This is a genomic window from Curtobacterium sp. WHRI 8282 (genome assembly GCF_040223925.2).
Taxonomy (GTDB): Bacteria; Actinomycetota; Actinomycetes; order Actinomycetales; family Microbacteriaceae; genus Curtobacterium; species Curtobacterium flaccumfaciens.
This window is the reverse complement of sequence record NZ_JBEHCD020000004.1, coordinates 242,448-254,686: the sequence shown is the minus strand read 5'-3', so window position 1 is coordinate 254,686 and position 12,239 is coordinate 242,448. Positions and strand designations below refer to the sequence as shown.

Sequence of the window (12,239 nt, the reverse complement as noted above, 5' to 3'; positions counted from 1 at the left end):
GTGAGCGTGTGGGACGGCCTGACCGGGCAGGAAGAAGCGGTCGCGTCGCTGCGCAACGCGGCCGAGTCGACCGACGGCACCGGTGGCATGACGCACTCGTGGCTCATCACCGGCCCGCCCGGGTCGGGTCGGTCGAACGTGGCGACCGCCTTCGCCGCGGCGCTCGTGGGCAACGGCCCCGACGACGACCACACCCTGCGGCAGATCACCGCGAAGACCCACCCCGACGTCTCGGTGCTCACCACCCAGCGCGTGATCATCACGATCGACGAGATCCGGCAGCTCGTCACCTCGTCGTACTACTCGCCGTCGGTCGGGCGCTACCGCGTCGTCATCATCGAGGATGCCGACCGCATGACCGAGCGCACCTCGAACCTGCTGCTCAAGGCGCTCGAGGAACCCCCGGAGCGCACGGTCTGGATCCTCTGCGCCCCGAGTGAAGCCGACCTGTTGCCGACGATCCGGTCGCGCGTCCGCTCGGTCCGTCTGCGCGTGCCCGGCATCGAGTCCGTCGCCGACCTGCTCGTCGCCCGGACCGGTGTCGACCGCGCCCTCGCGATGGATGCTGCTCGTCAGGCGCAGAGCCACATCGGCATGGCGCAGCGCCTGGCCACGAGCGAGCCCGCACGTGACCGCCGCCGCCGGACCCTGACGACCGTGCTCGGTGTGCGGAGCGTGGGTGACGCCGTCATGGCGGCCGCCGAGCTCCTCGCCGTCGCCGACGAAGACGCCAAGTCCATCACCGAGCAGCGCGACTCCGAAGAGCGCGACGCGGCCCTGCGCTCGCTCGGGGTCGAACCCGGCGGGACGATCCCGCCGGCGCTCCGATCGCAGCTCCGCGCCCTCGAGGACGATCAGAAGCGCCGTGCGACCCGGAGCCTGCGCGACGGCCTCGACCGGATCCTGGTGGACGTCTCCTCGCTGTACCGCGACCTGCTCCTGCTGGGGCTCGGAGCCCCGGCGGAACCGGTCAACCTGGCCATGCGAGACCAGCTCGAGCACGCGCTGCCGACGACACCGCCCGCTGCCGCGCTCGAGGTCCTCGACGCCGTCGCCCTGGCGCGGCAGCGCATCGCGGCCAACGTGGCGGCACTCCTGGCGCTCGAAGCACTGCTCGTCACCATCGCCCGGGCCCGCCGCTGAGGCACGGCGTGCGACAATCACGGCATGCCCGACGCTGAACCCGGCCTGCGCGAACGGAAGCGCCGCGCCACCCGGCGCGCCATCCAGCAGGCTGCGCTCCGGATCGCCCTCGAGGACGGCCTCGGCGCGGTCACGGTGGACGAGATCTCCCGGCGAGCCGACGTCTCGCCGCGGACGTTCTTCAACTACTTCCCGAGCAAGGAGCAGGCGATCCTCGGGGACGACCCGCAGCTGCCCGACGACGCGGCGTTGCAGGCGTTCGTCGACGGCGGTCCGAGCGGTGACCTGCTCGCGGACATCGGCACGCTGCTCGTGCACTCCACGCGCGAACTGATCGAGGAGCGCGGGCTCATCGAGGAGCGTCAGCAGGTCCTGCGCGCGAACCCGGAGCTGTTCAGCCGTCGGATGGCGTCCATGAAGGAGTTCCAGGCGGAGCTGCAGGCGGCCGTCGCACGGCGGCTCGAAGACGCCGACCCGGAGCTCGCCGCGGACCCTGAGGCGCTTCGTCGCCGCGCCGGTCTCGCGGCCATCGTCGCCCTCGCCGCCCTGCGCCACGCATGGTGGGAGTGGTCGGGTTCCGAAGCCGGGACACACCTGGTCGACGAGCTCGAACGGTCCTTCGCCGAGCTCGGCGTGCTGGTTTCGCGTTCACTCGTCTGAACCTGTATAGTCATTGCTCGTGCCACTCCGGACATGGAGTGTGCGCCGCCTTAGCTCAGTCGGTAGAGCGATTCACTCGTAATGAATAGGTCGTCGGTTCGATTCCGACAGGCGGCTCCGTGAACACCCCGGTCAGGTCCACTCGAAGTGGCTCTGACCGGGGTTTTCGTATTCCGGACGAATCCGTGTCCCTCGCCCGAGGGGCAGACGTCGGGCGTGATCGCGGGCTAGCCTTGTCCTCGATACGGGGGACACGATGACCGACCACCAGCCCAGCGCTCCACCGGCGATGACGCAGTGCTGAAGCGTGTCCTGGTCATCGTCGTGGTCGCCGCCACCGCCGGAGCACTCGCGGTGACCGCGGCAGCCGTGCCCGAGTCCGTCGCGACGTCCGCGTCGACCTCGTCGCCGAGCACCGGTTCGTCCGCGACCCCGACGGCGTCCGCGACCGGCCCCGCGTACCTGGCGGACCGCGAGCCGACCTTCTCCGAGGAGTTCGACACCCCCGCCGCAGCCGGCGGCCCCTTCGCCGAGACGTACCGGAACTCGTGGCAGCCGTACCCCGACGGCACCGGCGGCAAGTACTACTCGAACGAGGTCGTCAGCGCCCACGACGGCTACCTGGACGTCGCGATGGACGGTGAGCACGGTGCTGCCGGAACGTTCGGCACACCCACCGGCGCGTGGTCACACGTCGGCGGCACCTTCAGCATCCGAGCGCGGGCGACCGGCGGAGACGGCAACGGGATCGCGGTCATGCTGTGGCCGACGTCGAACGCCTGGGCCGACGGCGAGTTGAGCTACCCGGAGGGACAGTTCGACGGGTCGCCCCGTGTCTTCCACCACTCGATGCTGCCCGGGCTGGAGCGCCGCTTCGAGCACTACAACACCCGGGTGTCCTGGAACGAGTGGCACACCTACACGACCGAGTGGGTGCCGGGCAAGAGCGTCCGGTACTACCTCGACGGCAAGCTCGTGTTCACGGTGCCGCGCAACGTCCCCACCACTCCGCACCGCTACATGTTCCAGACCGGCAACTGGGGCGACCCGGGGCACGTCCAGATCGACTGGGTCCGCACCTACGACAGGTGAGTGACCAATCCCCCCGGACGGGGGCTCCGAATCAGTCCGGTCGTACGACCCGACACCCGTGTGCTCGCGTCGATGACCCGAACCTCGACGCGGGCGCGCGGACGGGAACGATCCCCGTTCTGGGGCTGCCCGACGGGCTCGGTGCGGTCCACGATGAGAGGGAACACGTTCCGTCGTCACCGAGAGGTCGTCATGCTGCTGTCCCTGGTCTACATGAGCGCGGCGAACGAGGTGTTCGACCAGGAGCGGCTCGACGCGCTGCTCGAGCACGCACGGGTCCGCAACACCGCGTCCGGCCTGTCCGGTCTGCTCGTCTACAAGGACGGCCGGTTCATGCAGCTGCTCGAGGGCCCCGAGGCGGCCGTGCTCGAGACGTACCAGCGCATCATCGACGACCCGCGGCACACCGACGTCGGCCTGCTGGTCGAGGAGCGCATCCACACCCGGCGCTTCGGCGAGTGGAAGATGGCGTTCCACCGCGAACCGGACGCCGACCTGCCCGACGGCTTCGACTCGTTCCTCGCCGAGGGCGACGCGAGCGCCGACACGAGCCGTGCCCGTGAGCTCCTGCGCTGGTTCCGGAACCACCCGATGGCCGCCCCGGACGCGGCGCTCGGCAAACACCGCCGCTGACGACCCGAGGCGGCCAGCGCCGCTGACAGCGCCGCCGCGGCCCACCTCGCGCTGGTAAACAGGACCCATGACGGTTCGCTGGGGAGTCATCGGCACAGGCGGCATCGCACGGTCCTTCGTGGGTGACTGCACCGCGGCCGGCATCGTGTTCACCGCCGTGGGCAGCCGCACCCGCGAACACGCCGAGGCCTTCGCCGCGGAGTTCGGCATCGAGCGGTCCCACGGTTCCTACGAGGACCTGGTGGCGGACGAGCGCATCGACGCGGTCTACGTCGCGACCCCGCACGTCCGGCACGCCGAGGACGCCCTGCTCGCGATCCGGGCGGGCAAGCACGTCCTGGTCGAGAAGGCCTTCACGATGACCGCGGAGGAGGCCCGTACGGTCGTCGACGCAGCTCGGCACGCGGGCGTCGCGGTGATGGAGGCGATGTGGACCCGCTTCCTGCCGCAGATGGCGATGATCCGCGAGATCGTCGCCGAGGGTCGGATCGGTCGCCCGATGGTGGTCGAGGCGACACACCACCAGGCCCTCCCGACGGACCCGGGTCACCGGCTGCGCGACCCGGCACTCGGTGGGGGAGCGATGCTCGACCTCGGGATCTACCCGGTGTCCTTCGCGGTGGACGTGCTCGGCGTGCCGACCGCGCTCGTCGCAGCGGGCACGCTGAGCGAGCAGGGCGTCGACGAGCAGATGGGCCTGGTGATGACGCACCCGGGCGGCGCGCAGTCGATGATCCACTTCGGGATGGACCTGCGGAGCCCGAACACGGCGTCGATCATCGGCGAGACCGGCCGCATCGACCTCGACTCCACCTGGTACACGCCGACCACCTGGCGGATCCGCGACCGCGACGGCGCCGTGGTCGAGGAGTTCGACGGTCGCGAGGAGCTCGGCGGCTACGAGCACGAGGCACGCGCCTTCGAGACGATGATCACGTCGGGCCGCCACGACGGCGGCCCGATGGACCCGGACGAGACCGTCGCGATCATGGCGGTGCTGGACGAGGCACGTCGCCAGGTCGGGGTCCGGTACCCCGCCGACGGTCCCGGCACGGCTCCCTGATCCGGCACCCGTCCTCGACGGATCCCGCCCCCGGCCTGGAGGCTCCTGCCGCAGTTCCGTAGGATCGGTCACGATGTCCGAGCAGCAGCCCACCCCGCGTTCCGTCCCGGAGCGGTTCCGCGCCGCCGTCACCGCGGTGCGCGCCTCCGCCGCACGACGCCCGGTCCCCTGGATCGCGGGTGGTCTCGCGGCGCTGCTCGTGGTCGGCTCCGGTGGGGCCGTCGCCGTCGCAGCGGCCACGACCCCCGACTCCCGGTCTGCCGCGCCGAGCTCGACCCGGACCGCGTCCTCGGCTCCGGACCGGACGACCACCACGAAGCGCCCGACGGCGAAGCCGTCCCCGACGCCGACCGCCGACGCCCGTGCGGTGCCGGACGACCTCGCCGGCCCGTCCGCCCTCCGGACCTGCTCGATCGCGACGGCTGCGTCGGCGAGCGGCCTCGGCGACTTCGAGGGGTACGTGATGGACGCCGAGACGGGCAAGGTGCTGTTCTCGAAGCACGGCGAGCGGGCCGCCCAGACGGGCAGCGTCATGAAGACCCTGACGTCGGCGACCGCGCTCTCCGTGCTCGGGGGTGATCACCGCATCCCGACGACCGTCACACGGGAGTCCGCGAACACCGTCGCCCTGGTCGGGCACGGTGACGCGACGCTGTCCGCGGGCGGCGGCACCGTGTACCCGGGCGCCCCGACCCTCGCCCAGCTCGCACAGCAGGTGAAGGCGAAGGTGGGTGCCGCCCCGGTCACCACGATCGTCACCGACGACTCCTACTGGAGCGATGCCGACGCCTGGGACCCCACGTGGCCGGTCTCCGAGCGCACCATCGGGTACCAGCCGGAGGTCACCGCGCTGATGGTCGACGGCGACCGAGCGAACGCCGCAGCGGCGACGTCACCGCGGTCGGATGACCCGGTCGGGCGGGCGGGCGTCGCCTTCCGCACGGCACTGGCGAACGCAGGAGTCGCGGGCGCCGGTTCCGCGCAGATCGTCAAGCGGGCGACGACGGGCACCGAGACGATCGCCACGGTCTCCTCGCAGCCGGTGTCGACGCTCATCGGGCAGATGATCCCGAACTCGGACAACACCCTGGCCGAGATGCTCGCCCGGGTGTCCTCGAAGGAGTCCGGGTCGAACGGCTCGGCGGCGTCCCTGTCGTCCGTGTACCAGTCGGCGCTACGTTCCTACGGCCTCGACCCGGCCGGCATCGTGATCAAGGACGGCTCGGGCGAGAGCGCCTCGAACGCCGTGTCGCCGGAGTTCGTCGCACACCTCATGGTGCAGGTCGCCTCCGGCGCGAAGGGCCTCGGCACGCTCGCGAACGCCCTGCCGGTGTCCGGCCAGTCCGGCACCCTGGCCAGTCGGTTCACCGGCGCGAACGCGGTCGCCCGCGGCAAGGTGCACGCGAAGACGGGCTGGATCGACAGCGCGAACACCCTCGGCGGCTACATCGACGCCGCCGACGGGTCCCGGTTGACCTTCGCCTTCTACGCCATCGGTTCGTCGCGCGCGGCGGCACTGCCGGCACTCGACGCGGTGACCGCCGCGACCTACTCGTGCGGGAGCAAGCTCACCGGCTCCTGAGCCGACGGGTGTTGGATGGACCCATGGCAAGAGCACTGCTCGTCGTGGACGTCCAGAACGACTTCACCGAGGGCGGTGCGCTCGCGGTCGCCGGGGGAGCGGCGCTCGCGAAGCGCATCACCGCGTTCCTCGGTCGGCACGGGGACGAGTACGACCTCATCGTGGCGTCCCGTGACTGGCACCACGGGGACGACGACAACGGCGGACACTTCGCCGGACCCGAAGGACCCGACTTCGTCGACACGTGGCCGGTGCACTGCGTCGCCGGGACGCCCGGCGCCGACTACCACCCCGACCTCGACACCGCCCTGATCGATGTCGACGTCCTCAAGGGCCAGGGCACGCCGGACTACTCGGCGTTCCAGGCCGGGACCGAAGCGGGCGTCCCGTTGGCCGACGTGCTCGCCGAGCGCCGCGTGCACACGATCGACGTCGTCGGCATCGCGACCGACCACTGCGTCCGGGCCTCGGCACTCGACGCCCGTGCCGCGGGCCTCGACGTCGCCGTGTACGAGGACCTGGTGGCCGGCGTCGACGCCGAGCGCAGCGCCCGGGCGCTCGACGAGATCCGGGCGGCCGGCGGACACGTCGACCGCAGCGACATGGACGAGGGCCTCGCGAACCCAGGAGGAGCACGACTGTGACCGACACCACCACGAACGAAACCACCACCACCACCGTCGCCGACGAGCACGTCCGCGTCGAGGGCGTCCCCACCGGACTCTTCATCGGCGGCACGTGGCGTGCCTCGTCGAGCGGGTCCACGTTCGCCGTGCACGACCCGTCGACCGGTGCCGTCCTGGCCGAGGTCGCGGACGCCACCCCCGAGGACGGCGTCGCCGCGCTCGACGCCGCGGCCGCCGCGCAGGAGTCCTGGGCAGCCACGGCCCCGCGCACACGGTCGGACATCCTGCGCCGGGCCTTCGACCTGGTGCACGAGCACGCTGACGACCTCGCGGCCCTGATGTCGCTCGAGATGGGCAAGCCGCTGGCCGAGGCCCGCGGCGAGGTCGTCTACGGCGGCGAGTTCCTGCGGTGGTTCTCGGAGGAAGCGGTCCGCATCACCGGCGACTACCGCACGAACCCCGAGGGCACCGGCCGCGCGATCGTGCTGAAGCGTCCGGTCGGCCCCGTCTACGCGATCACACCGTGGAACTTCCCGCTCGCGATGGCGACCCGGAAGATCGGACCTGCCCTGGCCGCTGGTTGCACGGTGGTCGCGAAGCCGGCCGACCTCACCCCGCTGACGACCCTGTTCCTGGTCGAGCTGTTCCGCCGTGCCGGGCTGCCGGACGGTGTGCTCAACGTGATCCCGTCGAGTGACGCCAAGGGGCTGTCGGAGCCGATCATCGCCGACCCGCGCCTGCGCAAGCTGACGTTCACCGGTTCGACCCCCGTCGGTTCGGCGCTCCTCAAGCAGGCGGCGGACAACGTGCTCAAGACGAGCATGGAGCTCGGCGGCAACGCCCCGCTGCTCGTGTTCGACGACGCGGACCTCGACGAGGCGGTGGACGCGGCGATGCTCGCGAAGTTCCGCAACACGGGCGAGGCCTGCACCGCTGCGAACCGGTTCTTCGTGCAGGACGGCATCGCCGACGCGTTCGTCGCGGCCCTCACCGCGAAGGTGGACGCCCTGCGCGTCGGCCGGGGGACCGAGGACGGCACGACGCTCGGACCGCTCATCGACGACCGGGCCGTGGACAAGGCCGCGTCGCTCGTCGACGACGCCCTCGGCCGCGGTGCCCGGCTCGTCACCGGCGGCCACCGGATCGACCGCCCGGGCACCTTCTACGAGGCGACGGTGATCGACGACGTGCGGCCCGGCTCGGAGATCATGACGACGGAGATCTTCGGACCGGTCGCCTCGGTGACGCGCTTCAGCACCGAGGACGAGGGGATCCGGCTCGCGAACGACACCGAGTACGGACTCATCGCCTACGCCTTCACGACCGACTTCCGGCGCGGCCAGCGGCTCGCCGAACGCCTGGAGACGGGCATGCTCGGGCTGAACACGGGCGTCGTGTCCAATGCGGCGTTCCCGTTCGGCGGCGTGAAGTCCTCGGGCCTGGGCCGCGAGGGCTCGCACGAGGGCATCGAGGAGTACCTCGAGACCGTCTACGTGCTGACGCCGGACCCGTTCGCCGCCTGAGTCCGAGTCGACGGTACGGCCGCGGTGCTCGCGGCCGTACCCGAACTCACACGAGCAGCTGGTGCTTCGCCAGGTCGCGGTAGAGCGGCGTCGACTCCACGAGCTCGGAGTGCGTGCCGCTGCCGACGACGCGGCCGTGCTCGAGCACGACGATCACGTCGGAGTCGACCACCGTCGACAACCGGTGGGCGATCACGAGCAAGGTGCGGTCCTCGGCGACGGCGTCGATCGCGAGCCGCATCTTCTGCTCGTTGACCCCGTCGAGTGACGACGTCGATTCGTCGAGCAGCAGGATCGGGGGAGCGGCGAGCAGCGCGCGGGCGATGGCCAGGCGCTGCCGTTCCCCACCGGAGAGCATCACGCCGTCCTCACCGACCTGCGCGTCGAGACCGCGGGGATCGCGGTGCAGGACCTCGCCGAGGTTGACCGCCTCGAGCACCCGGACGCAGTCGTCCTCGGTGGCGTTCGGCGACCCGAGCAGCAGGTTGGCGCGGATCGTGCCGGCGAGCACGGGGGCGTCCTGCTCGACGTAGCCGATCTGGGCACGGAGCTCGTCGCGGTCCATGCCGCGCACGTCGATGCCACCCAGGCGGATGACGCCGTCGGTGGGGTCGTAGAACCGCTCGATGAGCGCCAGGGTCGTCGACTTACCGGCACCGGACGGGCCCACGAGTGCGACGCGCGAGCCGCGGGGCACCCGGAACGACACGTCGTGGAGCACCACGTCGTCGGCCGGGCGCTCGTCGTCGACGTGATCCGGGCCTCCTGGACGGTCCGCGGGGTCGGACGCGACCGCGCCGTCGGCACCCGAGGCGTCCGCCTGGGCGCGGTACCGGAACGACACGTGCTCGAACGCGATGGCGTCGTCGGTGGCGACCGCTGCGGCCGGTCGGACCGACTCGTCGTCCTGGGACTCGGTCGGCAGGTGCAGGATCTCCTCGATCCGGCCGAGCGCGCCGAGCGCCTGGGCGACGGCCACGGCCGCGCCCATCGCCTGGCCGAGCGGCATGATCATCATGAAGAGCAGCAGGATGAACGTGATGAGCGTCGCGATGGTGATGGTGCCGGCGGCGACCTGTGCCCCGCCGACGCCCAGGACGGCGATGAACGCGACCTGCATGACGATGCTGGCGACGGGGACGACGAAGGCGGACATCTTGGCGATGTCGAGGCCCCGCTTGTAGGCCTCGGTCGCGTGGCCGTCGACCTCGCGCACCTCGCGCTCGGTGGCGCCGGCCGCTCGGATGGTGCGGACCGCGCCGATCCCGCGTTCGACGGCCGCGGTGAGGTCGCCGACCTTCTCCTGCGCACGCTTCGAGGCGACCCGGATGCGACGGCTCAGCCCGCCGACGACGACGATGGCGATCAGGACGATCACGATCACGATGCCGAGCAGCAGCGGGTCGATGATCGCCATCGCGACGATGGCACCGACGAACGTGAGCGCGCCGCCGATCGACTCGATCAGTCCCTGGGTCAGGACGGCCCGCAGGAGCGTGGTGTCGCTGCCGACGCGGGACACGAGGTCGCCGGTCCGGCGGGTGTCGAACTCCGAGATCGGCAGGTTGAGGATGCGGGCGATGAGCTTGCGGCGGGTGGAGAGCACGACGCCCTCGCCCGCGCGCTGCAGCAGGAAGTGCTGCACACCGTTCAGCACCCCCGCGACGATGACGAGCCCGACCAGCAGCCACACGAGCGTGCTGAGGGTGTCGCCCTGCTGCACCGCGGTGATGACCTGGTTGACCAGGAGCGGCTGCGCAAGCGAGGCCCCCGCACCGAGGACGCTCAGCACGATGATCACGACCATCGCGGGCTTGTTCTCGAACAGGTAGGACAGCAGGCGACCGAACGTGGCGCGGGGGCCGTCGGAGGTCTTCGGGCGTGCGAAGGGAAAGCTCATCGTGTTCCTAGTTTCTGCCGTACTTCTTGTGCACTGCCTGTCGGCTGACACCGAGCAGCGTCGCGATCTCCTGCCACGAGGCGCCGGCCGTGCGGGCACGTCGCGCGGCGAGCTCTTCGGTCCGGTCGAGCTCACGGCGCAGCTCCCGCACGTTGGCGAGGGCGGAGAACGGGTCATCCCCCGACGCTCCGGCCGCGAGGCTCGTGATGGTCGGTCGGTCCATGCCTGTCAACCTACATTGACGCACCGACATCCGTCAACCTGCGTTGACGGCGTCTCGCCGCGCTGCACCGGGTGCGCAGACGCCGGCGTCTTCGTTCGACGCCGCCACGCGCGCGAGACGCCGCCGAATCCGGCGGCGTCTCGGAGGGCATGCGGCGTCCCGCTGACACGACGGCGTGTTGCGCGGGGGGCGAGGCGCGCACATGACGGACGGGAGGCCCGGTGCCAGCTGGCACCGGGCCTCCCGTCCCGCGGATGCGTCGCCGATCAGGCGTCGGCGATGTCCTTCGACTTCGTCTCGCGCACGAAGAGCAGCGCGACCAGCGTCACGACCGCGGCGATCGTCAGGTACAGGCCGACCAGGAAGATGTCGCCGTCCGGCTTCCAGAGTGCCAATGCGATGGTCGGGGCGAGTGACGCACCGAGGATCGACGCGACGTTGTACGCGATGGCCGAGCCGGTGTAGCGGACGTTCGTCGGGAACAGCTCGGGCAGCAGCGCACCCATCGGACCGAAGGTCAGCCCCATCAGCGAGAGCCCGACGATGAGGAACGTCACCACGGTGATCGGCCCACTCGACGCCGCGAACCAGAACTGGAACGTCAGGCCGAACAGCGCGATGCCGATGGTGGTCGGGATGAGGGTCGCGCGGCGGCCGAACCTGTCGGCGAGCAGCCCGGCGATCGGGGTGAAGATGCCGAAGAACACGACGCCGATCATCAGCAGCGTCAGGAACTCGCCACGGGTGTAGCCGAGGCCGACCTTCGGGACGAGCGGGCTGTTCTCGGTGCCGGTGGTGCCGTACTGCAGAGTGAACGTCGTCAGGAAGTAGAAGAGCACGTAGGTGGCGACCATGCCGAACGTGCCGATGATGACGGCCCTCCACGAGGTGCGGAACACCCGGCCGAGCGGGACCTTCGCGACGGTGCCGGACTCCTGCACACCGCGGAACACCGGGGACTCGACGAGCTTGAAGCGCACGTAGAGGCCGATGATGACGAGCACGGCGGAGAGCAGGAACGGGATGCGCCAGCCCCACGCCTGGAAGTCGGCGTTCGGGGTGCCGTCGGCACCGGCGGGCATCGCCGCGTTGATCGCGATGAACAGGCCGTTCGCGAGCAGGAAGCCGATCGGGGCACCGAGCTGCGGCATCGAGCCGAACACGCCGCGCTTGCCCTTCGGCGCGTTCTCGGTCGCGAGCAGGGCCGCGCCGGACCACTCGCCGCCGAGGCCGACGCCCTGGGCGAAGCGCATCACGGCGAGCAGGACCGGGGCCCAGACCCCGATGGTGTCGAACGTCGGCAGGCAGCCGATCAGGAACGTGGCGGTTCCCATCACGAGCAGCGATGCGACGAGGGTGGTCTTGCGGCCGATCCGGTCGCCGAAGTGCCCGAAGATGATCGACCCGACCGGCCGGGCGAAGAACGCCAGGGCGAACGTGACGAAGGAGGACAGCTGCGAGGCCGTCGGGTCCTCGTTCGGGAAGAACAGCGTCGGGAAGACGAGCACCGCTGCGGTCGCGTAGACGTAGAAGTCGTAGAACTCGATCGACGTGCCGACGAGGCTCGCGATGACGACGCGGGAGCGCGGGTTGCCGGTGGGTGCCGGAGCGGAGGTGGGCGTTGCGGGTGCCGGGGCGGCGGTCATGACAGTGCGGGGTCTTCCGTGCTGCGTGCTCCCGACGGGGAGCACGAGGATCCGAAACGGCGGACACCGATCGGTTCGCGCGGGGTGGCGCGGGCACCGATCGGGTGCGTTCGGCTGAGGGGGACCGCTTGTGACGGAAGCCCGATCA

Annotated in this window: 11 protein-coding genes and 1 tRNA gene; 9 read left to right on the top strand and 3 right to left on the bottom strand. The window is 71.0% G+C overall.

The window, feature by feature from the left end; translation table 11 throughout:
- From ABRP24_RS15070 to ABRP24_RS15030, 9 genes are all read left to right on the top strand, one after another.
- Positions 1-1,143 (top strand): DNA polymerase III subunit delta', encoded by a 1,143-nt coding sequence (locus tag ABRP24_RS15070; RefSeq protein ID WP_027466411.1) that lies wholly within the window; start codon positions 1-3, stop codon positions 1,141-1,143.
- Positions 1,144-1,167: 24 nt separating this feature from the next.
- Positions 1,168-1,803 carry a TetR/AcrR family transcriptional regulator gene (locus tag ABRP24_RS15065; protein ID WP_035808852.1) on the top strand — a complete coding sequence of 212 codons (636 nt, stop codon included), beginning with the start codon at positions 1,168-1,170 and terminating at the stop codon, positions 1,801-1,803.
- 44 nt (positions 1,804-1,847) lie between these two features.
- A tRNA-Thr gene (locus ABRP24_RS15060) sits at positions 1,848-1,920 on the top strand.
- Positions 1,921-2,100: 180 nt separating this feature from the next.
- Positions 2,101-2,895 carry a glycoside hydrolase family 16 protein gene (locus ABRP24_RS15055; RefSeq protein ID WP_349849047.1) on the top strand — a complete coding sequence of 265 codons (795 nt, stop codon included), beginning with the start codon at positions 2,101-2,103 and terminating at the stop codon, positions 2,893-2,895.
- Positions 2,896-3,087: 192 nt separating this feature from the next.
- Positions 3,088-3,528, top strand: coding sequence for a BLUF domain-containing protein (locus ABRP24_RS15050; RefSeq protein ID WP_051596899.1), 441 nt, complete (start codon positions 3,088-3,090; stop codon positions 3,526-3,528).
- A gap of 67 nt (positions 3,529-3,595) precedes the next feature.
- Positions 3,596-4,591, top strand: a complete 996-nt coding sequence (locus tag ABRP24_RS15045; RefSeq protein WP_349849044.1) for a Gfo/Idh/MocA family oxidoreductase — start codon at positions 3,596-3,598, stop codon at positions 4,589-4,591.
- Between the two features lie 73 nt (positions 4,592-4,664).
- Entirely contained in the window at positions 4,665-6,173 is a 1,509-nt protein-coding gene (dacB, locus tag ABRP24_RS15040; RefSeq protein WP_349849042.1) for a D-alanyl-D-alanine carboxypeptidase/D-alanyl-D-alanine-endopeptidase, read from the top strand.
- Between the two features lie 23 nt (positions 6,174-6,196).
- Positions 6,197-6,817, top strand: a complete 621-nt coding sequence (locus tag ABRP24_RS15035) for an isochorismatase family protein (RefSeq protein WP_349849040.1) — start codon at positions 6,197-6,199, stop codon at positions 6,815-6,817.
- Positions 6,814-8,322, top strand: coding sequence for an NAD-dependent succinate-semialdehyde dehydrogenase (locus tag ABRP24_RS15030; RefSeq protein WP_349849038.1), 1,509 nt, complete (start codon positions 6,814-6,816; stop codon positions 8,320-8,322). The genes ABRP24_RS15035 and ABRP24_RS15030 overlap by 4 nt, the downstream gene beginning before the upstream one ends.
- Before the next feature lie 46 nt (positions 8,323-8,368).
- Here ABRP24_RS15030 and ABRP24_RS15025 read toward each other — a convergent pair whose 3' ends face one another.
- The 3 genes from ABRP24_RS15025 to ABRP24_RS15015 all read right to left on the bottom strand — a co-directional run bounded on the left by ABRP24_RS15025 (position 8,369) and on the right by ABRP24_RS15015 (position 12,091).
- Positions 8,369-10,222, bottom strand: coding sequence for an ABC transporter ATP-binding protein (locus ABRP24_RS15025; protein WP_349849036.1), 1,854 nt, complete (start codon positions 10,220-10,222; stop codon positions 8,369-8,371).
- Positions 10,223-10,229: 7 nt separating this feature from the next.
- Positions 10,230-10,445 (bottom strand): hypothetical protein, encoded by a 216-nt coding sequence (locus ABRP24_RS15020; RefSeq protein ID WP_027466417.1) that lies wholly within the window; start codon positions 10,443-10,445, stop codon positions 10,230-10,232.
- Positions 10,446-10,711: 266 nt separating this feature from the next.
- Positions 10,712-12,091, bottom strand: a complete 1,380-nt coding sequence (locus tag ABRP24_RS15015) for an MFS transporter (RefSeq protein ID WP_349849033.1) — start codon at positions 12,089-12,091, stop codon at positions 10,712-10,714.
- Positions 12,092-12,239: the final 148 nt, after the last annotated feature.